At 71.2% G+C, this 20,786-nt stretch carries 21 protein-coding genes; 15 read left to right on the top strand and 6 right to left on the bottom strand.

The features are described from left to right. Positions 1 to 52 precede the first annotated feature (52 nt). The 4 genes from ABKA19_RS08690 to ABKA19_RS08675 all read left to right on the top strand — a co-directional run bounded on the left by ABKA19_RS08690 (position 53) and on the right by ABKA19_RS08675 (position 4,208). Positions 53 to 1,099, top strand: coding sequence for an SPOR domain-containing protein (locus ABKA19_RS08690; protein ID WP_353688559.1), 1,047 nt, complete (start codon positions 53 to 55; stop codon positions 1,097 to 1,099). 34 nt (positions 1,100 to 1,133) lie between these two features. After that, positions 1,134 to 1,769 carry a CvpA family protein gene (locus ABKA19_RS08685; protein ID WP_353688558.1) on the top strand — a complete coding sequence of 212 codons (636 nt, stop codon included), beginning with the start codon at positions 1,134 to 1,136 and terminating at the stop codon, positions 1,767 to 1,769. A gap of 24 nt (positions 1,770 to 1,793) precedes the next feature. Continuing rightward, entirely contained in the window at positions 1,794 to 3,266 is a 1,473-nt protein-coding gene (purF, locus tag ABKA19_RS08680; RefSeq protein WP_353688557.1) for an amidophosphoribosyltransferase, read from the top strand. Between the two features lie 123 nt (positions 3,267 to 3,389). After that, a complete protein-coding gene (locus ABKA19_RS08675; protein ID WP_353688556.1) occupies positions 3,390 to 4,208 on the top strand; it encodes a ferritin-like domain-containing protein in 819 nt (272 codons plus the stop codon). 89 nt (positions 4,209 to 4,297) lie between these two features. On the opposite strand, the gene lpxH is transcribed toward ABKA19_RS08675, so the two are convergent. Then, positions 4,298 to 5,035, bottom strand: a complete 738-nt coding sequence (gene lpxH / locus ABKA19_RS08670; protein WP_353688555.1) for a UDP-2,3-diacylglucosamine diphosphatase — start codon at positions 5,033 to 5,035, stop codon at positions 4,298 to 4,300. A gap of 268 nt (positions 5,036 to 5,303) precedes the next feature. On the opposite strand from lpxH, the gene gltX reads away from it, so the two are divergent. Together gltX and ABKA19_RS08660 are read left to right on the top strand one after the other, a co-directional pair. Beyond that, a complete protein-coding gene (gltX, locus tag ABKA19_RS08665) occupies positions 5,304 to 6,707 on the top strand; it encodes a glutamate--tRNA ligase (RefSeq protein WP_353688554.1) in 1,404 nt (467 codons plus the stop codon). Positions 6,708 to 6,732: 25 nt separating this feature from the next. After that, positions 6,733 to 7,221 carry a Fur family transcriptional regulator gene (locus ABKA19_RS08660; protein WP_162376586.1) on the top strand — a complete coding sequence of 163 codons (489 nt, stop codon included), beginning with the start codon at positions 6,733 to 6,735 and terminating at the stop codon, positions 7,219 to 7,221. Positions 7,222 to 7,324: 103 nt separating this feature from the next. Here the strand turns inward: ABKA19_RS08660 and ABKA19_RS08655 are convergent, their stop codons facing one another. Then, the gene (locus ABKA19_RS08655; protein WP_353688553.1) at positions 7,325 to 9,499 is read right to left on the bottom strand and encodes a TonB-dependent receptor; all 2,175 of its coding nucleotides are present in this window, start codon (positions 9,497 to 9,499) and stop codon (positions 7,325 to 7,327) included. A 96-nt stretch (positions 9,500 to 9,595) separates the two neighbouring features. Between ABKA19_RS08655 and ABKA19_RS08650 the strand changes: the two genes are divergently transcribed. Next, positions 9,596 to 10,012 (top strand): MerC domain-containing protein, encoded by a 417-nt coding sequence (locus tag ABKA19_RS08650; protein WP_162376588.1) that lies wholly within the window; start codon positions 9,596 to 9,598, stop codon positions 10,010 to 10,012. A 73-nt stretch (positions 10,013 to 10,085) separates the two neighbouring features. Beyond that, positions 10,086 to 10,268, top strand: a complete 183-nt coding sequence (locus tag ABKA19_RS08645) for a 30S ribosomal protein THX (protein WP_162376589.1) — start codon at positions 10,086 to 10,088, stop codon at positions 10,266 to 10,268. Between the two features lie 75 nt (positions 10,269 to 10,343). Here the strand turns inward: ABKA19_RS08645 and hutI are convergent, their stop codons facing one another. Then, entirely contained in the window at positions 10,344 to 11,573 is a 1,230-nt protein-coding gene (gene hutI, locus ABKA19_RS08640; RefSeq protein WP_353688552.1) for an imidazolonepropionase, read from the bottom strand. 84 nt (positions 11,574 to 11,657) lie between these two features. Here hutI and ABKA19_RS08635 point away from each other — a divergent pair, with 84 nt between their 5' ends. The 5 genes from ABKA19_RS08635 to ABKA19_RS08615 all read left to right on the top strand — a co-directional run bounded on the left by ABKA19_RS08635 (position 11,658) and on the right by ABKA19_RS08615 (position 17,176). After that, entirely contained in the window at positions 11,658 to 13,007 is a 1,350-nt protein-coding gene (locus ABKA19_RS08635) for a formimidoylglutamate deiminase (protein ID WP_353688551.1), read from the top strand. A gap of 125 nt (positions 13,008 to 13,132) precedes the next feature. Next, a complete protein-coding gene (locus ABKA19_RS08630; RefSeq protein ID WP_353688550.1) occupies positions 13,133 to 14,779 on the top strand; it encodes a serine hydrolase in 1,647 nt (548 codons plus the stop codon). A 129-nt stretch (positions 14,780 to 14,908) separates the two neighbouring features. Then, entirely contained in the window at positions 14,909 to 16,144 is a 1,236-nt protein-coding gene (locus ABKA19_RS08625) for a sensor histidine kinase (protein ID WP_353688549.1), read from the top strand. Next, complete coding sequence (locus ABKA19_RS08620) at positions 16,141 to 16,929, top strand: LytR/AlgR family response regulator transcription factor (protein WP_353688548.1); 789 nt, start codon at positions 16,141 to 16,143, stop codon at positions 16,927 to 16,929. Before ABKA19_RS08625 ends, ABKA19_RS08620 begins: the two co-directional genes overlap by 4 nt. Positions 16,930 to 16,972: 43 nt before the next feature. Continuing rightward, positions 16,973 to 17,176 carry a hypothetical protein gene (locus tag ABKA19_RS08615; RefSeq protein ID WP_353688547.1) on the top strand — a complete coding sequence of 68 codons (204 nt, stop codon included), beginning with the start codon at positions 16,973 to 16,975 and terminating at the stop codon, positions 17,174 to 17,176. Positions 17,177 to 17,217: 41 nt separating this feature from the next. On the opposite strand, the gene trxA is transcribed toward ABKA19_RS08615, so the two are convergent. Then, entirely contained in the window at positions 17,218 to 18,075 is an 858-nt protein-coding gene (gene trxA, locus ABKA19_RS08610) for a thioredoxin (RefSeq protein WP_353688546.1), read from the bottom strand. Positions 18,076 to 18,323: 248 nt separating this feature from the next. Here trxA and ABKA19_RS08605 point away from each other — a divergent pair, with 248 nt between their 5' ends. After that, positions 18,324 to 18,539, top strand: coding sequence for a helix-turn-helix transcriptional regulator (locus ABKA19_RS08605; protein ID WP_274381858.1), 216 nt, complete (start codon positions 18,324 to 18,326; stop codon positions 18,537 to 18,539). Beyond that, positions 18,536 to 19,150, top strand: a complete 615-nt coding sequence (locus ABKA19_RS08600; RefSeq protein ID WP_353688545.1) for a DUF998 domain-containing protein — start codon at positions 18,536 to 18,538, stop codon at positions 19,148 to 19,150. The genes ABKA19_RS08605 and ABKA19_RS08600 overlap by 4 nt, the downstream gene beginning before the upstream one ends. On the opposite strand, the gene ABKA19_RS08595 is transcribed toward ABKA19_RS08600, so the two are convergent. Together ABKA19_RS08595 and ABKA19_RS08590 are read right to left on the bottom strand one after the other, a co-directional pair. After that, complete coding sequence (locus ABKA19_RS08595) at positions 19,131 to 19,382, bottom strand: SemiSWEET transporter (protein WP_162376599.1); 252 nt, start codon at positions 19,380 to 19,382, stop codon at positions 19,131 to 19,133. The genes ABKA19_RS08600 and ABKA19_RS08595 overlap by 20 nt on opposite strands. Continuing rightward, positions 19,379 to 20,701 (bottom strand): metal-dependent hydrolase family protein, encoded by a 1,323-nt coding sequence (locus tag ABKA19_RS08590; protein WP_353688544.1) that lies wholly within the window; start codon positions 20,699 to 20,701, stop codon positions 19,379 to 19,381. The genes ABKA19_RS08595 and ABKA19_RS08590 overlap by 4 nt, the downstream gene beginning before the upstream one ends. Positions 20,702 to 20,786: the final 85 nt, after the last annotated feature.

Here is a 20,786-nt window from a genome sequence, read left to right as displayed (position 1 = left end):
CCGACCCGCCGGCCTATAATCCCCGCACTCCCGACGCTTCCCCCGAGTCCGAGTGGATACCCAGCTCAAACAACGCCTGATCGGCGGCGCCGTGCTGGTCGCACTGGCAGTCATCTTCCTGCCCATGCTCGTGCAGGGGCCTGCGCCCGACAGCGGCGTGGCCAATGTGTCCACGCGCGTCACCGACGCGCCGGCCGAGGGATTCGAGACCCGCGAACTGCCGCTCGCCGGGCCCGCGGCGGCCACGCCCGCCGGGCCGAAGGCGCTGCCCGCTACGGCGCCGGCGACCACCGCGGCCGCAGCGGCGTCGCCTGCCGGTCCCGCCGCATCGCCCGATCCGGCCATCGCCGCCGGCCAGTGGGCGGTGAGCTTCGGCGCCTATGCCAGTGCCCGCGACGCCGATGCCGTGCTGCAGCGCCTGCGCCAGGCCGGGCTGGAGGGTTTCCGCGAGGAGGCCAGCATCAACGGCCGCCAGGCCTGGCGCGTACGCGTGGGCCCCTATGCGGACCGGGCGCTGGCCGAAGCCGGGCGCCTGCAGGCGGTCCGGATCCGCAGCGACGTGAACGCTCAGGTCATCGCGCTCGATGCGGGCAAGGACGCCGCTGCCAGCGCGCCTGCCGCCGCCGAGCCGGCCGCCAGCCCCGCGCCTGCCGCCGCCGCGCCGGCCGCCAGCCAGGCGACCGCGGCCGCATCGCCCGCGGCCACGCGTACCGAGAGCCTGCCGGCCGATGCGCCGACGCCGCGGCCCGCCGCCGCCACGCCCGCCACGCCCGCCACGCCGGCGCCGAAGCCGGCGGCACCGGCCGCCGCTGCGCCCGCCGCCGCCGCCAAGGCCGAGCCCGCCGCGCCGGCGCCGGCCGCATCGGGTGTCGGCTTCGCGGTGCAGATGGGTGCGTTCGCCAGCACGGCCGAGGCCAATGCGTTGCGCGACCGGCTGCGCGCGGCCGGGTTCAGCGCCATCGTCCAGCCGGTGCGGACCGACAAGGGCACGCTCAACCGGGTCCGCGTCGGGCCGGTGTCCACCCGTGCCGAGGCCGACCAGCTGAAGGCGCGGCTGGCCTCGGGATTCGGTGCCGGCATGGTGGTCCCGCACCCGTGACCGTGGACGCCGCCGCAGGCGGAAGCTGCGACGCATGAACACGATCGACCTGGTCCTGCTGTGCGTCCTGCTCGCCTCGGCATTGCTGGGGTTGTTTCGTGGCTTCGTCGGCACCATCGCTTCGCTGGTGGCCTGGATCGGCGCAGGCTGGTGCGCGTTCCATTACGGCGCCGAACTGGCGTTCTGGTTCGCCGATGATGGCCAGCCCGGCGCCACCGAGCTGCTGGCGGGCTACGCGATGGCCTTCATCGGCGTGCTGCTGCTGGTCGGCATCGTCGGCTGGGTGGCGCGCAAGCTGCTGCAATCGGTCGGGTTGACCGGCGTGGACCGCGTCCTTGGCCTGGGCCTGGGCCTGGCCCGCGGCCTGCTGGTCGCCTGCATGCTGGTGCTGCTGCTGGCCTTCAGCAGCCTGCCGCAGGAGCCGGCCTGGCCGCAGTCGCGGGCGGTGGCCGTGCTGACGCCGGGCGCGCAGTGGATGGCGCGCTGGCTGCCTGACTGGGCCGTTCAGGAGCTGGATTTTGGCAATGGCCGGGCGAGCGGCGATAATGCGCTCCTCGAACACGCAGGTGCCGTGGTCGAAACGATCACCGGGGCGCTGCCCGTCCCGGTCGAAGAGAACGGAACCCCATCCGGCGCGGAGCCGCCACCCCCGTCCACCCCCGGTCAGTAGGACCGTTGCGGAGACCCCCGGAACATGTGCGGCATCGTCGGAATCGTCGGCAACCAGAACGTTGCCGGTCAGCTCTATGACGGGTTGACCGTCCTCCAGCATCGCGGCCAGGACGCGGCGGGTATCGCGACCGCCGACGGCACCCGCCTGCGCGTGCACAAGGACAACGGCCTAGTGCGCGACGTGTTCAACGCCAAGGCGATGAGCGTGCTGGAGGGGCGGGTGGGCATTGCCCACTGCCGCTATCCGACCGCCGGTTCGGAGGGCATGGACGAGGCGCAGCCGTTCTACGTCAATTCCCCCTACGGCATCGCCCTGGCGCACAACGGCAACCTGATCAACACCGACCACCTGCGCCAGCAGGTGTTCGCCCAGGACCGGCGCAACATCAATACAGATTCGGACAGCGAGGTGCTGCTGAACGTGTTCGCCCACGAGCTGGATACCCAGCGCACGCTGTCGCCGGAAGCGGCGATCCGCGCCGTGGCCGGGGTCAACAAGCGGGTGAAGGGCGGCTACGCGGTGGTCAGCGTGGTGCTGGGCCTGGGCCTGGTGGCGTTCCGCGACCCGCACGGCATCCGCCCGCTGGTGCTGGGCAAGCGCGAGCACAACGAGGGCACGGAGTACGTCGTTGCGTCCGAGTCCGCGGTCCTGGACATCCTTGGCTTCGTCCGCGTGCGCGACGTGCAGCCGGGGGAAGCCCTGGTGATCACCGCGCGCGGCGAGCTGTTCAGCGAGGTGGTGGCCGAGCCCGCGCCGCAGGCGCCGTGCATCTTCGAGTACGTGTATTTCGCCCGCCCGGATTCGATGATCGACAACGTCTCGGTGCACAAGGCGCGCATGCGCATGGGCGTCAAGCTGGGCGAGAAGATCCTGCGCCTGCGCCCGGACCACGACATCGACACCATCATCCCGATCCCGGACACCTCGCGCGACGCGGCGCTGGAGATCTCCAACGTGCTCGGCGTGAAGTACCGCGAGGGGTTCATCAAGAACCGCTACGTGGGCCGCACCTTCATCATGCCGGGGCAGGGCGAGCGGGTGAAGTCGGTGCGGCGCAAGCTCAACCCGATCAACCTGGAATTCCGCAACCGCGTGGTGCTGCTGGTCGACGACTCGATCGTGCGCGGCACCACCAGCCAGCAGATCGTGCAGATGGCGCGCGACGCCGGCGCGCGCAAGGTGTACCTGGCCAGCGCCGCGCCGCCGGTGCGCCATCCCAACATCTACGGCATCGACATGCCTTCGCCGGACGAGCTGATCGCCCACGGGCGCAGCATCGAGGAGATCGAGAAGCTGCTCGGCTGCGACTGGCTGATCTACCAGGACCTGGAAGACCTGGAGGCGGCCGTGCGCGAGGGCAATCCGGACTTGCAGCGCTTCGACTCCTCGTGCTTCGACGGCGATTATGTGACCGGCATCGAGCCGGGCTACTTCGAGCGCATCCAGCAGCTGCGCTCGGACGAGGCCAAGAAGAAGCGCCGCGTCGCGTCCTGATGGGGCGCTGCGGCATCGCATGGTTCGCCCGGGTGCGGCGTGCGTGCCGCATCCGCAGGCAGCCGGGGGTGGCCGTGCTCGCCCGAGTCGCCGGGAAGGGATCCCGGTAGCGTTGCCGATTCCATGACCTCACTGTTCGAAGCCGCCGTCCAATGCCTGGCCGCCGCCGATCCGGCGGAGAAAGTCGCTTTGACCCACCTGCATGCGGCGGCGTTTGCGCGTGGCGAACGCCACGTGCCTGCCCATGCGCCGCCGCCCGGTCCGATCCGCATGCCAGGCCGGCCCGGGCGGCCGCGGCTGGTGCATCCGCGCGAATTGCCGCGGCGCGGACTGGGCAGCGCCGAAGGACGCGCCGCGTTCCTGCACGCCATCGCCCACATCGAGCTCAACGCCATCGACCTGGCCTGGGACGCGGTCTACCGCTTCCGCGGGCTGCCCGGCGACTTCTATCGCGACTGGGTGCAGGTGGCCGGCGACGAAGCCCGCCACTTCCTGATGCTGCGCCAGCGGCTGCGCGAATTCGGTCGCGACTACGGCGACTTCGATGCGCACAACGGCTTGTGGGAAATGACCGAGAAGACCGCGCACGACGGCCTGGCGCGGATGGCGCTGGTGCCGCGCGTGCTGGAGGCGCGCGGGCTGGACGTGACCCCGGGCATGATCGAGCGCCTGCGCACGCTGGGTGACACGCGCACGGTGGAGATCCTGCAGGTGATCCTGCGCGAGGAGGTGGCGCACGTGGCCGCCGGTTCGCGCTGGTTCCGCTGGTACTGCGAGCGCGCCGGCGTCGAGCCGCGTGCGCGCTTCCGCGAGCTGCTGCAGGAGTATGCGGGCGGCTACCTGCACGGTCCGTTCAATGTCGAAGCCAGGTTGCTGGCCGGGTTCGACGAGGACGAGCTTGCGGCGCTGGAATACGTCGAGGCCACGCAGTCGAAGGCGTGAATCCGCAGAGCGGGGCTTGCCCCGCTGGCTCTGCGTTGCGGAGGGCAGGGGGCGAGCCCCGCTCTACGAAGCGCGCGTAGTGCGGTCGCTCAGAGCGCGTCCAGGCGCAATCCGTCGGCGTCCACCCGCAGCACCGAGCCCTGCTCGTACCAGTCGCCCAGCACGATCCGCCGGCACGCCCGGCCTGCCGCCTGCAGCTGGTGGATCGCCGGGCGATGGGTGTGCCCGTGGATCAGGGTCGATACGCCGAAACGGACGAGGGTGGCCTCGACCGTGGCCGGTGCGACGTCGGTGACCGTCTCGAACGTGCCGCGGTCGCCAGCGATCATCTCGCGCTGGCGGGCCATGCTCGCCTCGCGCGCCTGTGCCGCGAACGCCTGCCGCGCGGCCAGCGGCTGCGCGAGGAAGCGCTGCCGCCAGGCGGGGTCGCGGGTCTGCGCGCGGAAGGCCTGGTAGGCGGTGTCGTCGGTGCAAAGCAGGTCGCCGTGCATCAGCAGGACCGGTTCGCCGTACAGCGCCACCACCGCCGGATCGGGCAGCAGGCGCATCCCGGCCCGCCGCGCATAGTCGGCCCCGACCAGGAAGTCGCGGTTGCCGTGGATGAAATACACCGGCACGCCGGCATCGGCGACCGCGCGCACGCCGGCGGCGACGGCCTCGCCGGCCTCGGAGGGATCGTCGTCGCCGATCCAGGCCTCGAACAGGTCGCCCAGGATGTAGAGCGCGTCGGCCCGTCGTCCTTCGTCCCGGAGGAAGCGCAGGAACAGTTCGGTGACCGGCGGGCGCGCCGGGTCCAGGTGCAGGTCGGAGACGAACAAGGTGGTCATCGGCCGATTGTAGTGCCGCCAGACCGCGGAAAAACCTGCCGCGCCGGGCAGGGTGCCACGCCCGTCCGCGGCGCTTGCACTGCGGTGCTTGCGTCTGCCGGGACCGTCCTGCCTTCCCGTGGGCACGCATCGCCCCCTGGAAGGCGTTCGTTTGCCCGTGCCCGTGTTTCCACTGCAGGCCAGGCCCGGGCCGCGGGCTCCGGAGGACTGGCGGAGCCGCCTGGCCCGAGCGGGTAAAATGGCCGCACTTCCAGGAACACCACCCACCATGACCTGCCGCACCCGCTTCGCCCCCAGTCCCACCGGCTACCTGCACATCGGCGGCGCCCGCACCGCGCTGTACTGCTGGCTGGAGGCGCGCCACCGCGGCGGCGACTTCATCCTGCGCATCGAGGACACCGACCGCGAGCGCAGCACCCAGGCCGCGATCGACGCGATCCTGGAGGCGATGGACTGGCTCGGCCTGGATTACGACGAGGGCCCGGTCTACCAGACCGCGCGCATCGACCGTTACCGCGAAGTGGCCGAGCAGCTGGTCGCGCAGGGCAAGGCGTACTACGCCTACGAGACCCGCGAGGAACTGGACGCCATGCGCGAGGCGGCGATGGCGAAGCAGGAGAAGCCGCGCTACAACGGCGCCGCGCGCGAGGCCGGCCTGCCGCATCGCGACGATCCCAACCGCGTCATCCGCTTCAAGAACCCGCTTGACGGCGTGGTCGCGTTCGACGACCTGATCAAGGGCCGCATCGAGATCGCCAACAGCGAGCTGGACGACATGGTGATCTTCCGCCCGGACGGCTACCCGACCTACAACTTCGCGGTGGTGGTCGACGACTGGGACATGGGCATCACCGAAGTCATCCGCGGCGACGACCACATCAACAACACCCCGCGCCAGATCAACATCTATGAAGCGCTGGGCGCGCCGGTGCCGAAGTTCGCGCACATGCCGATGATCCTGGACGAGCAGGGCGCCAAGCTGTCCAAGCGCACCGGCGCGGCCGACGTGATGCAGTACAAGGATGCCGGCTACCTGCCGCACGCGCTGGTGAACTACCTGGCGCGGCTGGGCTGGTCGCACGGCGACCAGGAGATATTCAGCCGCCAGGAACTGGTCGAGCTGTTCGACGTCACCAACGTCAACTCCAAGGCCGCGCGCCTGGACATGGCCAAGCTCGGCTGGGTCAACCAGCATTACCTCAAGACCGACGACCCGGCGACGATCGCGCCGCAGCTGGTCTACCAGCTGGAGAAGCTGGGCCTGGACGTGGCCGCCGGCCCGGCGCCGGTGGACGTGGTGGTCGCGCTGCGCGAGCGCGTGCAGACGCTGAAGGAAATGGCCGAGAAGGCGGTGGTCTGGTACGTGCCGCTGGAGAGCTACGACGAGGCCGCGGTGGCCAAGCACCTCAAGGCCGGCGCCGACGTGCCGCTGGCCAAGGCGCGCGAGCTGCTGGCCGCGCTGCCGGAATGGAACGTCGATGGTGTCGGCCAGGCCCTGCACGACGCGGCCGCGGCGCTGGAGCTGGGCATGGGCAAGGTCGCGCAGCCGCTGCGCGTGGCCATCACCGGCACCCAGGTCAGCCCGGACATTTCCCATACGGTCTACCTGGCCGGCCGCGAGGAAGCCTTGAAACGCATCGACGCAGCGCTTATCAAGGTGGGCAAGTCCTGAGTCCGCACCGCAACCGGAGTTACCGATGCCCGCCCGGCATGCCTGCACCGATCCGCACCACCACGTCGACAGCGCCGATGCGTTCGTCCATGCGGTGGAACGCGCGTGCAACGAGCGCGGCCTGCGGCTGACGCCGATCCGCGCCAACGTGCTGCGCCTGATCGCCGACGCCGGCAAGCCGGTCAAGGCCTACGAGCTGCTGGAGAAGGTTCGCGAGGGCAAGGGCGCCGGCGCCGACGCGCCGCCGACCGTGTACCGCGCGCTGGACTTCCTGATGGCCAACGGTTTCGTGCACAAGCTCGAGTCGGTCAATGCCTTCGTCGCCTGCCACCACCCCAACAGCGCCCAGCACTCGGTCCCGTTCCTGATCTGCGACCGCTGCCACAGCGCGGTGGAGCTGGAAGACAGCGAGGTCGTGGCCCAGCTGGACGCGCGGGCCAAGGCGCTGGGTTTCCAGCCGCAGGCGCAGACCCTGGAAGTGCACGGCCTGTGCGCGCGTTGCGCGGCGAGCTGAAGCCACGCTGCAGGCGTGGCCTGGTCCGTCCGTCGTTGCCCTGAAGGCGCGCCCCCGTCGCGACCGGACGACCGGATCGCGACGGGGTGGACATAGCGCCGGCTCAGAACCAGGCGCGGATGCCGAAGGCCACCGCGCGACCCGGCAGCGGCGCGTAGTCGCGCAGCAGCGAGGTGTGCGGACGTACTTCCTCGTTGCCAAGGTTGCTGCCGTCGAGGAAGACCTCCCAGCTGTTGCCGGCCGAACGGTCCCAGCGGTACGCCAGGTGCGCATCGACCAGGGTGTAGGCCGGGCTGGCTTCCTCGTTCTGCGCGACGCGGTCCTGCTCCAGGTAGCGCACCGCGCCCAGCGAGGCCCGCCATCCGCCCAGTGCCCACGACAGGTCCGCGCCGAAGCGGCCCGGTGCGATCCGGGGCAGGTAGCCGCCGTTGGCCAGTTCGGTGGTGTAGTGGTGGGCATGGTCGCCATGCGGCACGTCGAACGCGACGGTCCGCGACCCGCTTCCGTCCAGTTCGCCGCGGACCATGTCGCCGAACACGCGCAGGTCCCAGGCGCCGTGCGCACTGTCGGCCAGGTGCAGCACCGCCTCGGCCTCGGCGCCGGTGAACGTCGCGTCGGCCTGGGTCCACAGGCGAACCGGGGTGCCGTGCTCCTCGATTCCGGTGTCGGCCAGGTAGATGAAGTCCTCGAACGCGCTGCGATAGACCGAGACCTTGAAGTCGACGCGCTCGTTGTGGGCGTGTAGGCCGATCTCGCCGCGCAGGGCGCGCTCGGTGTCCATCGCGTTGTCGCCGATCTCGATCGACGCGGTGGCCACGTGCAGGCCGCCGGCGTACAGCTCCTCCTGGGTCGGCGCGCGCTCGGAGCGGTCGACGCCCACCCGCAGGTCGAAGGCCTCGTTCAGGCGCCAGATCGCCGCGGCGGACAGGTTGCCGGCATCGAAGCTCCGGCGCGGCTGCGCGTCGTCGGGCGCGATGTCCACGCGGTCGTAGCGCGCGCCGAGCTCGAGCTTGAACGGATCGAAGTTCTTCTCCTGGACCACGAACAGGCCCCAGCTGTCGGTCAGCGTCGCCGGCACGAACGCCTCCTCGCCGACTGCGGCGAAATCGACCCGTCCCAGCTGCAGGCCGAACGCGCCGCGCCAGCCGGCGGCTTCATGCTGCACCGCCTGCAGGCGGGCGTCATATCCTTCGCTGGTGAAGCGGGTGCCGACCTGGCCGCCTTCGAGTTCGACATGCTCGTAGTCGTTGTAGGCGCCGTGCAGCTCGACGCTTTCCAGGAACGACAGCGGCTCGTAGACCCCGGCCTTCAGCTCGATCCGGTTCTGGGTCAGGTCGATGCGCACGTCGCCCTCTTCCTCCTCGTGCGCGTGGTCGTCGTCGGCATCGTCGTGGTCGTGGTCGTCGTCGGCATGCACGTGCGCGCCGGTCGGGATGCCGTAGTTGGTGCGGTAGGTGCTCGCCGACAGGCCGAAATAGCCGGCCTCGCCGAGCCAGGTCGCGCCGAGCGCGCCGGCCCGGGTACGGATCGAGCTGTTGGGAAGCACGCCGCGCGCCTGCCCGTCCTCGCCCTCATGGTCGTCGTCGTCGTGGCCGTCGTGGTCGTCATGCTCGACCGCGGCCACGCCCGGGATCTCGTAGTCGCCGGTGTTGCGGACCAGGCCATCGACATGGATGACCCAGTTCCCGTTGACGCCGTCCAGCCGGAACATGCCGGCGCGCTCGTCGTTGACGGTATTGCCGCGGACTTCCGCGCGCCCGCTCAGTGGCTCCTCCGGCAGGTCGCGGGCGATGCGGCCGTCGGCGACGTTGACCGCGCCGCCGATCGCGCCGCTGCCGAACAGCAGGGTGGCCGGCCCTTTCAGGACTTCGACCTGGTCGGCCAGGAACGGCTCCACGCTGGTCGCATGGTCGGCGCTGACGGTGGAGGCATCCATGGTGCCCAGGCCGCTGGACAGGACCTGCACGCGCGGGCCGTCGAGGCCGCGCAGGATCGGCCGGCCGACGCCGGGGCCGAAATAGGTGCTCTGCACGCCAGGGAGCTTGGAGACGGTTTCGCCCAAGGTCGCGGCCTTGGCCCGGTCCAGCGCATCGCCCTGCAGCACCTCGACCGGGCGGGCGAGCGATTCGGCATCGCCGGCCAGCGGCGAAGCGGTCACCTCGACGGTGGGCAGGTCCGAGGGCTCGTGCGCGGCGGCGGCAAAGACGGCGGTCGTGCAGGCCAGCGACAGGGCGGCGGACAGGGCGTGGCGGCGGAGCGGGCGGGACATGGTAGGCATCGGGGGACCGGTTGGGAGGCGAAGGTGACAGTCGAACAAGAATGTTATAATGTATCCACACTGGACGACACCCCTCCCAAACGTCATGCCTCCCCGATGAGCCCCCACCACCCACACCGGCATTCGCTGTTCGACCGCTTCGGCGCCACCGGTTCGCTGCTGTGCGCGCTGCATTGCGCGCTTACGCCGCTGCTGCTGGCGGCGCTGCCCTCGCTGGGGCTGTCGCTCTGGTTCGATGGCAGCCTCGAGGCCGCGCTGGTGTCGTTCGTCACCCTGCTGGGCCTGCTCAGCCTGGGCTGGAGCTACCGGCGGCATCGCGCGCTGCGCGCCCTGGGCCTGCTGGTGCCGGGCCTGGCCGCGCTTTGGGCGGGGTTGCTGTACGCGCCGCTGCACGAATCAGTGGTGCCACATGCCGTGGTGATGACCTTCGGCGGCACCCTGGTGGGGCTGGCGCACCTGCTCAACCTGCGGCTCAACCACGGCCACGTGCATGACGCCAGCTGCGCCCACTGAGGGCCCGTGCTAGGCTTTCCGGTCTCTCGCGCGGGGCGCGGGCGCTATTTCATGCAGATCAAGGAGTCGAAAGATGGGCAAGGGTGACCGCAAGACCGCCAAGGGCAAGCGCTACAACGCCAGCTACGGCAACGCGCGCCGCCATGGGGGTACCCGGGCCGCCGCGGGCGCCGCTGCGCCGGTGGCGAAGAAGACCGCCGTCGCCAAGCCGGTGGTGAAGAAGGCCGTGGCCAAGAAGGCCGTCGCCAAGGGCTGACCCGGCCATGTCCGGGCGCATGCCCGGCCTGGAAGCAAAACGCGGCGCCTGGCGCCGCGTTTTTGTTTGCGCCGCTCAGTCGCCGGCGCGACGGCCGCCGATCCAGCTCGCGGCCCGAAGTCCACCTCCCAGCCAGTAGGCAAGCTCGGCCGGCTGCTCCGCGTTCCAGAGCACCAGGTCCGCCCGCAGCCCGGGCTGCAGCCGGCCGCGGTCGGCCAGTCCGAGGGCGCGGGCGCCATTGACCGTGGTCCCGCGCAGGGCCTCCTCCGGCGTGAGCCGGAAATGGGTACAGGCCAGCGACATCGCCAGCCGCAGCGACTGCAGCGGCGAGGTCCCGGGATTGCAGTCGGTGGCCACGGCCATCGCCACGCCCTCCGCGCGGAACGCTTCCAGCGGTGGCAGCATCGTTTCACGGAGCACGTGGAAGGCGCCGGGCAGAAGCACCGCCACGGTGCCGGCATCGGCCATCGCGCGCACGCCGGCAGCGGAGGTGTGCTCGACATGGTCGGCGGACAGGCCGCCGAAGCCGGCCACCAGCGCCGCGCCGCCGCCATCGCTGAGCTGGTCGGCATGCAACTTCACCGGCAGGCCAAGGGCCCGCGCAGCTTCGAACACCCTTCGCGTCTGCGCAGCGTCGAAGCCTATGCGTTCGCAGAACGCGTCGACCGCATCGACCAGTCCTTCGCCGTGCAATCGGGGCAACCAGTCGCAGACCGCGTCGATGTAGGCATCGGCGCGTCCTGCGAATTCCGGCGGCAATGCGTGCGCGCCGAGGAAGGTGGTGCGCACCTGCAGGCCGAGCACCTCGCCGAGGCGCCGCGCCACGCGCAGCATGCGGCGCTCCCCTTCCAGGTCCAGGCCATAGCCGGACTTGATCTCCACCGTGGTCACGCCATCGGCCAGCAGCGCACGGGCGCGCGGCAACGACTGCGCGAGCAGCGTTTCCTCGTCGGCGGCGCGGGTGGCGCGCACGGTGGAGACGATGCCACCGCCGGCGCGGGCGATCTGTTCGTAGCTGGCCCCCTGCAGGCGCTGTTCGAACTCGCCGGCGCGGTCGCCGCCGAACACCAGGTGCGTATGGCAGTCGACCAGGCCCGGCGTGAGCAGCCGCCCGTTCGCGTCGACCACCTCGGCCGCCCGCGCCGCCTCTGGCAAGCGCGAGCGCGGGCCGGCGTAGGTAATGCGGCCGTCCTTCCAGCCCAGTGCGCCGTCTTCGACCAGGCCGTAGCCGGCATCGCCCGCCAGGGTGGCCAGGCGGGCGTTGACGACCAGGCCGTCCCAAACGGCGGCGTGTGTGTTTTCCATGGCGGGGATTGTAAGCGGGGGCGCCGTTGCCGGCTGGGCGCGCCGGCAATCGCCAGCCGTTGCCGTTCGCGCGAGAATGGGCGCATGGACGAACTGCGCGATGCCTCGTTGCTGTGGACCCCGGCCGGCTGGCGCGGGGATGCGGGACTGGAAGCCGAGGACGGCCGGATCAGGCGGGTGCTCGATGCCGAACCGAGCTGGGACGGCGGCTGGGTGCTGCCGGGGATCCCCAACCTGCACTCGCATGCGTTCCAGCGCGTGATGGCCGGCCTGGCCGAGCGCCAGACCCATGCGCAGGACTCGTTCTGGACCTGGCGCGAGACCATGTATCGCATCGCCGCGCGCTTCGATCCGGACAGCCTGCAGGCGGTGGCCGCGCAGCTTTATGTCGAGATGCTAGAGGCCGGTTACACGACCGTATGCGAGTTCCACTACCTGCACCATGCACCCGACGGGCGTCCGTATGCCGATCCGGCGGCGATGTCCAAGGCGCTGGTGGCGGCGGCCAGGGAGACCGGCATCCGGCTGACCCTGCTGCCGGTGCTGTACATGGCCGGCGGCTTCGACCGGCGCGCGCTGTCGGATCGACAGCGCCGCTTCGGCCACGACCTGGACGCCTTCCTGCGGCTGGTTGAATCGCTGCGTGCGCTGGAAGACGAGGCCCTTCGGGTCGGCGTGGCCTTCCACAGCCTGCGCGCGGTGCCGCCGGAAGCGATGGATGCGGCACTGGCGGCGCTGCCGCCGGATCTCCCGCTGCACATCCACATCGCCGAGCAGATCGGCGAGGTGCAGGACTGCCTGGCCGTGCGCAACGCCCGTCCGGTGGAGTGGCTGCTCGACCACGCCCCGGTCGACGCGCGCTGGACGCTGGTCCATGCCACCCACCTGACGGGGCCGGAAACCGCGGCCGTCGCCGCCAGCGGCGCCACCGTGGCGATCTGCCCGACCACCGAGGCGAACCTCGGCGACGGCCTGTTCCCGCTGCGCGAGTACCTCGATGCCGGCGGCGCCTGGGGCATCGGGTCGGACTCGCACGTGTCGGTGTCGCCGGTGGAGGAGCTGCGCTGGCTCGAGTACGGCCAGCGCCTGCAGACGCGCCACCGCAACATCGCCGTGCGCACCGACAACGGCAGCGTCGGCGAGACCCTGCTGCACGGAACCCTGGCCAGCGGCGCTGCGGCGACCGGCCAGGCGGTCGGCCTGCTGGCGCCGGGCCAGGCTGCCGACTGGATCGTGCTGGACGCGCAGGCGCCGGCGTTCGCCGGCGCGCGTCCGGCGGACGTAGCCGATCGCTGGCTGTTCGCCGGCAACCGCCCGCTGGTGCGCGAGGTGCGCGTGGCCGGGGAGGCCGTGGTCAGGGGTGGTCGCCATCGCGACCGCGAGGCGATCGCGGCCCGCTACCGCAGCACGGTCGCGGCGCTGCTGGCCGACTGAGCCGCCGGTCGCCCGGTCGCCGTCGGCGCCGCGTCCGTCGCCGAAGCGGGGGCGTTCGTCGCAAACACCGACGGGCGTACGCCAGTCGCCGGAGCATGGCCGCATCCCGACCCAGGAGTGCCCACATGACCATCCGGCTCGCCTCACTCGCCATCGCCGTCGCGGCGACCCTCTCCACCCTGCCAATGCCAGCCCGGGCCATGAGCGATGCGCAACTGGCCGACGTGGTCCGGCAGCGCCTGCAGGGCGACCGCACCGGCGCCTGCATGGCGGTGGCGGTGGTCGAAGCGGAGCGGGTCGCGCGGACGTACCAGTGCGCGCGCGACGCAGACGCCTCGCGTATCGGCGCCGATACCGCGTTCGAGATCGGTTCGGTCAGCAAGACCATGACCGCTGCGCTGCTGGCGCAAATGGTCGCCCAGGGCAAGGGTTCGCTGGACGACACCCTGGCCTCCTGGTTGCCCGCCGGCACCAAGGTGCCCGACTACCAGGGCCAGCCGATCCTGCTGCGGCACGTCGTCACCCACACCTCGGGCCTGCCGGCGCTGCCGTCGCGGCTGGGTGCCAAGAGCATGGACGATCCCTACGCCAACCTCGACGAAGCCGCGCTGCTGGCATCGCTGGGCGACGCGAAGCTCGGCGCCGCGCCCGGCACGCAGTTCGAGTACTCCAACTTCGCCTCGATGCTGCTTTCCTACGCGGTCGCGCGACGGGCGGGCACCGATTTCGAGAGCCTGGCCCGGCGCGAGCTGTTCACGCCGCTGGGCATGGACCACGCCTACATCAACGAGCGCCCGGCGGGCGTGCGCGCCGCGGTCGGCCACACGCCGAACGGAAAGCCCACCTCCGCCTGGAATTTCTCGACCGACCTGGCCGGCGTCGGCGGCGTGCGCGCCACGCTCGACGACATGGTCCGCTACGTGCAGGGCGGCCTGGGCCAGGTCGATGCGCCGATCCGCACCTCGCTGGAAGCCACCCATGCAGCGGTGTCGGAACAGCCGCCGATGGGCATGAACTGGATGCGTGTACCGGTGAAGGACCGCACCGTACTGATGCACGAGGGCGGGACCGGCGGCTTCTCCGCGTTCGTCTCGCTCGACCCGAAGCAGCAGCGCGGCGTGGTGATCCTCTCCGACACCGCCTGGCACTCGATCGGCAGCCTGGGCAGCCTGGGCATGCACCTGGTCGATGACTCGCTGCCGCTCGGCAAGCCGCGCAAGGCGGTCGCCGCCGACCCGGCGCTGCTGCAGGCGCTGGCCGGCGAGTACCAGCTGCAGGGCGCGATGAAGATGACCCTGCGCGAGCGCGACGGCCGGCTCTTCGTGCAGGCCGAAGGCCAAGGCGAATACGAGATGGGCCACGACGATGCGGGCGACTTCTACCCGCTGGCGCTCGACGCGGTGTTGCGTCCGCAGCGGAAGGCCGACGGCAACTACGGCTTCACCTGGACGCAGCTGGGCGCGGTGTTCCCGGCGGTCCGCGTCGACCGCGACGCACCGCCGGTGCCGCGACTGTCGCCCGCGGACCTGGCCGCGTACGCGGGCGACTACCCGCTGATGCCGGGGTTTTCGCTGGCCGTGCGCGAGCAGGGCGGCGTGCTGCAGGCGCAGGCGACCGGGCAGGGCGCATTCCCGCTCTCGGCGACGGCGGCCGATACCTTCGAGGCGCCGGCCTACGGCATCGAGATCCGCTTCCAGCGCGATGGCGCCGGCAAGGTGCAGTCGCTGGAACTGCACCAGGGCGGCCGGGTGATGCGCGGTGCGCGCCAGTAAGCACGCCGCCGGCATTGAAGGAGGGTCGGATGGACACGATCATGGACTTGTTGGCGCCGCTGGCGGTGCTGCTCCTGCTGGTGCCCACGGTCGGGCAGCGCGGGTCGACGGACGACTAGGGAATCAGGCATGAGTGAAGGACCAGGCTATCCGCTGCGACAGGTGCTGCCGGCCGAGGTTCTGGTCGGCGGCAACGCGGTGTGGAGCCGCTATCGCCAGTACCCGGTGTTCAGCGCACGCTGGCTGGCGGGGCGCAGCCTTTTGTTCTGCAGCGTCCTGGCCGTGGTCACGGCCTTCACCGGCGCGGGCGTCGGGCTGGCGACCCGGGATCCGCTGATCGGTGCGAAGGCGGGGTTGGCCCAGCTTGTCGCTTTCAGCCTGATGGCGATGCTCGGACCGGCGCTGGCGACCGTGGTCCGCCATCGGCGCTGGCCCGAATCGCGCGAGCGCAAGGCGGTGGTGCTGGCGGTACTCGCGGGTATGGTCCTGAGCTACGGGATCGACAAGGTCGCCTCGGGCTATGTGATGTCGCTGGTCAACCCGCAGCTGACTGCGCTGGGCATGGTGCCGCCCAAGGCCGCCGAGGCGGGGATGGTGCTCAAGGCATTCGGACTTGCACTGAATATCGCCGCGCTCATCGTGGTCTACGGCCTGTTCGGCGGCGGCCTGGCGCTGCGCGCCTACTTCAGCGAGCGGCGTCGCTGGGACGAGCACCGCCATGCGCGCAGGCTCGACGAGATGACCGGGCGCGTGCGCGAGGCCGACCTGCGCCTGGGCGTGCTGCAGGCGCAGGTGGAGCCCCACTTCCTGTTCAACACCCTGGCCTCGGTGCGCGCGCTGGTGCGGCAGGATCCGGCCCAGGCCGAGGCCACGCTCGATGCGCTGGTGGCGTTCCTGCGCGCGACCATCCCCAAGCTGCGCGACGACAGCGGCCTGCATTCCACGCTCGGCCAGCAGCTGGACATCTGCGCCAGCTACCTGGCGTTGATGCAGGTGCGCATGGGAGGGCGCCTGTCCTACTCGGTCGACGCCGATGCGGCGCTGCGCGCGCTACCGTTCCCCCCGTCGCTGTTGATCACCCTGGTGGAGAACGCGATCAAGCATGGCATCGAGCCGCGGCCGGGACCGGGGCGGATCGAGGTGGCCGCGGTGCGCCAAGGCGATCGGCTGCGCGTACGCGTCGTCGACGACGGCGCGGGCCTGCAGCCGGGCATCGGCGGTGGCATGGGACTGGCCAACGTGCGCGAGCAGCTGGCCCATCGCTTCGGCGCACGGGCGCGCCTGAGCCTGGAGCCGGCGAACGGGCACGGAGCCGTTGCGCAGATCGAGCTGCCGCTGGATGCGTTGACCGGAGCGGCGGCATGAGCGCCCGTTCCCCCCAGCCGGCGACCGCGCTGATCGCCGAGGACGAGGCGCCGCAGCGCCGCGCCCTGCACGAGCAGTTGCTGCAGGCCTGGCCCGGACTGGAAATCGTGGCGGTCTGCGAGGACGGCGTTTCGGCGCTGGAAGCGGCGACGACCCATCGTCCCACCGTGGCCTTACTCGACATCCGCATGCCCGGGGTGAGCGGCCTGGACGTGGCGCGAGCGGTGGTGGAGCAGGGCGGGCTGGTGGTGTTCACCACCGCGTACGACGATTACGCGGTACGCGCATTCGACGCCGGCGCGGTCGACTACCTGCTCAAACCGGTGCAGCCGGCGCGCCTGGAGCAGGCGGTGGCGCGGCTGCGCGAGCGCCTCCAGGAACGTCGTGCCGGTGCGGATGGCCCGGACCTGCATGCGCTGATCGATGGCCTGGAGTCGCGGCTGCGCCCGCAGGGCGAGCGGCTGATCCGCTGGATCAGCGCCAGCGCCGGCGACAGCGTGCGCATGTTCGGCATCGACGAGGTGCTGTTCTTCCAGGCGCAGGAGAAGTACGTGCGCGTGGTCGCCGGCAGCGGCGAAGGCGTGATCCGCACGCCGCTGAAGGATCTGCTGGCCGGGCTGGACCCGGACGCCTTCTGGCAGGTGCATCGCGGCACGGTGGTGCGCGTGCAGGCGATCGACCGGGTATCGAAGAACGAACTGGGCCGGCATAGCCTGAGCCTGAAAGGCCATGCCGAACGTTTGCCGGTCAGTGGCGCGTTCCTGCACCGCTTCCGCGGGATGTAGGCTTGCGTGGAAAACCTGTTGCCAGCGGATCCCGGAGACTGCGATGGAACACTTGCGCGCGCTCTACAACGTCCCGGTCGGCCTGCGCATCCTGGTCGCCTTGCAGGCGGCCTTCGTTGCCGCATGCCTCCCCGCGCTTGCGCGCGCCACCGGTATCGGCCCGGGCTTCGTGGCGGTGGCGCTGGCCGGTGCGTTCTGCGCATCGATCGCGATCTTCGGCCGTGATCGCCGGGCCATTCCGCGCTGAGGTCACCGGGGCGGCGGGCCATGTCGCCCCGGCGCCGTGGCTCAGAACAGCAGCGACGCCATCCTGCGCCGGTACTGGCCGACCAGGTCCTCGTCCTCGACGATGCGGAAGGCGTCGATGAGCGCTTTCTTCGGCAAGCCATCCTCGTAGCCGCGGTCGCGGCGCAGCATCTCGATCAGCTGCTCAAGCCCGGCGGCCGGATCGCCGCCGACCAGGTGGTGCACGGCCAGCAGGTGGCGCGCCCTGAGGTCGCCTTCGTTGGCGGCGATGGCCTGTTCGAGCACCGGCACCGGCGGGGCATCCTGGAGCAGGGCGGCGAACCCAAGTCGCGCACGGGCACGGATCGCGCGGTCGTCGGTGGACAGGTTGGCGGGCAGCGCGTCGAGCAGCTGCTCGGCTTCGCCGGCCGCGCCGGTCTTCAGCAGCGCCAGCGCCAGGTCGAGCTTCAGCTCGGCCTTGTCCGGTTCGGACTCCACCGCGTGGCGCAGGCGGACCACCTCGGCGTGCGGATCCAGCGGTGCCAGTTCGGCCGGCTCGGCATCGGCAGACGCCAGCGGCTCGACGCCGTGCTGCTGCAGGAACTGGCGCAGCTGGCCTTCCGGCAGCGCGCCCTGGAAGGCATCGACCGGCTGCCCGCCGATCAGCAGGAACACGGTCGGCACCGAACGGATCTGGAACGCCGCGGCGATCTGCTGTTCCTTGTCGACGTCGACCTTGGCCAGCACGAACGCACCGCCGTACTCGCCGGCCAGCTTCTCCAGGATCGGAGTCAGCGACTTGCACGGCCCGCACCAGGTCGCCCAGAAGTCGACCAGCACCGGCGTCTGCATCGATTTCTGCAGGACTTCGGTCTCGAAGGTATCGGTGGTGATGTCGACGACGTGGGGCAGGTCGGCCATGGGGCTTCCGGTGTGGGGACTGTGGATGGCGCCGAGATGGTGCCGGGTGGGCAAGCTTACAAGTCGATGTCAACCCGAGTTGACATCGGTCGGTCGGAATGTAACGTATGGCTTACCTCCTCTCCGGCAAAGGCGGCTTCGATGGAAGTGACGTTCCGCTCCAGGTTCTGCTGCTTGCGGGCCCGGCGAGGGCGCCTCGCCAGCGCCTCGCCCGGCGGGCGCCGGACGCATCACCGCGGAGTGCACGCGTGACCGGCACGCCGATCGGCAACGACATCCGCCGCTGGCGCTCCGAGCGCGGCGAGATGACCCAGAAGGCGCTGGCCGACGCCTGCGGGGTGACCCGCCAGGCCATCATCGCGCTGGAGGCCGGGCGCTATGCTCCGTCACTGGAGCTGGCGTTCCGCATCGCCCGCGCGTTCGGCGTCGGCGTGGAAGACGTCTTCCATTGGAGGAATGCATGAGCCTGTCGGCGAGACTCCGGCTGCCGGTCGCGCTGGCGGCGATCGCCAGCGTCGTCATTGCCGCGCTGCTGGCGGGCATGGCCACCGAGGGCTACTCGCAGCTGCGCCATCCGCTGGGCTGGCTGGGCGCCCGGCAGCTGGGCGTGCCCGGTACGCTGTTCGGGCTGTTCGCGTTCGTGCTGCCTGGCCTGGGCGGCGCTTGGCTGGCGCTGGAGCTTCGGGGACGCCTGCCCGCCGCGGCCGGCTGGGCGGCACGGATCGGCACGCAGCTGGCCCTGCTGGCGGCATTGGGTTTTGCCGCGCAGGGGGTGCTGCCGCTGGACCTGGAGGCGGTCGACGAAGGCGCCAGCCGCCTGCATGCCACCGCCTGGGTCCTTTGGGCGCTGGCGTTCCCGCTGGGCGCGCTGTTGCTGGCCGGCGGCCTGTGGCGGATGGGTGGATGGCGCCGCTTCGCCTCGCTCACCGCGCTGGCCGGCATCCTGGTGGTGGCCGGCGGGTTCCTCGGCAGCGGCTGGATCGGCGCGGCCGGCGCGCAGCGCGTGGCGTTCGCCGCATGGCTGGGCTGGGGCGTGCTGGCGGCACTGGCGCCGCTCAACCGTGGCGCAGCTTGAGTCCCAGGATCAGCAGCGCCAGCACCAGGGTGACGACGTTGGAGAAGATCATCGGCCAGGAACCGAGCACGATCCCGTAGGCCAGCCAGAAGCACAGGCCGGCGGTGAACACCACGTACATGCCCAGCGAGATCCCCTTGGTGTCGCGCGTGCGCAGGGTCTTGAGCGCCTGCGGCACGAACGCGACCGTGGTCAGCGTCGCGGCGACATAGCCGACCCATTCACCGCTCATGGCGCACCCGCGGCACCGTTGTCGTCCGGCTGCCGGTAGACGGTGCCGTCCTTCATCACGAAGTCCACCTTCATCACCTGCGCGATGTCGGCCAGCGGATCGCCGGGCACGGCGACGATGTCGGCGCGCTTGCCGGCCTCGATCACGCCCTGGTCGTCCACGCCCAGCACCTCGGCGGCACGGATCGTGGCGGCCTGCAGCGCGACCGCCGCCGGCATGCCGGCCTCGACCATGTAGATGAACTCGCGCGCGTTGTCGCCGTGCGGGCCGACGCCCATGTCGGTGCCGAAGCCGATCTTGATACCGGCCTTGTACGCCCGGGCGAACGTGTCCTGGATCTGCGCGCCGATCCGCGCCGCCTTCGGCCGCACGACGTCGGGGAAGTAGCCGTCGATCCTGGCCTTGTCGGCGACGAAGCGGCCGGCGTAGATGGTCGGCACGTACCAGGTGCCGTGCTGCTTCATCAGCCGCATCACCTCGTCGTCCATGTAGGTGCCGTGCTCGATGCTGGCCACCCCGGCCAGCACCGCGCGCTTCATGCCTTCGGTGCCGTGCGCGTGGGCGGCGACCCGGTAGCCGTAATCGCGGGCGGTATCGACCACCGCCTTGACCTCGTCGACGGTGAACTGCGGCGCGTCGCCGGACTTCGCGTACGAGAGCACGCCGCCGGTGGCGGTGATCTTGATCACGTCGCTGCCTTCCTTGTAGCGCTGGCGCACCGCCTGGCGGGCGTCGTCGATCGAATTGATCACGCCCTCGGTCGGGCCGGGCGGGCCGAGCAGGTGGGACAGGGTGGAGTTGTAGCCGTTGGTGGGGTCGGCATGGCCGCCGGTGGTGGCGATCGACTTGCCGGCGGCGAAGATGCGCGGGCCGCGCACCCGGCCCTGGTTCACCGCGTCGCGCAGGTGCGGGGCGACTTCGCCGCCCAGGTCGCGCACGCTGGTGAAGCCGGCCAGCAGGGTCTTCTCGGCGTAGCCGACGCTGCGCAAGGCGTAGTCGACCGGGTCCAGGCGGAACCCCTCCGAATAGCTCTGCGGGCTGGACTGGTCCTCCAGGTGCACGTGCAGGTCGGTCCAGCCGGGCATGCAGGTGTGGCCGCGCAGGTCGACCGCGCCGCTGCTGGACGTGGCGGGGATGCCGGCGGCGAGCGCCGCGATCCGGCCGTCGCGCACGCTCACCGTGTGCGGACCCGCCAGCCGCCCGCTGCGCGCGTCGAACAGCTGGCCGCAGTGCAGTTCGGTGCTGGCCGGCGGCGGCGTGGACTGGGCGAGGGCGGAGCAGGGGGCAAGCAGGGCGAGCGGCAGCAGCAGGGCGCGCATTCGATGGGTCTCCGGAAGATGAATCGATGGTAGCCGGAGCAACGGTGGCCGTGGGCGGTGCCTGCCCGGCGGAAATGGCCAGCGC

The organism is Pseudoxanthomonas sp. Soil82 (assembly GCF_040446535.1).
Taxonomy (GTDB): Bacteria; Pseudomonadota; Gammaproteobacteria; order Xanthomonadales; family Xanthomonadaceae; genus Pseudoxanthomonas; species Pseudoxanthomonas kaohsiungensis.
This window is presented reverse-complemented; position numbering and strand designations above follow the sequence as displayed.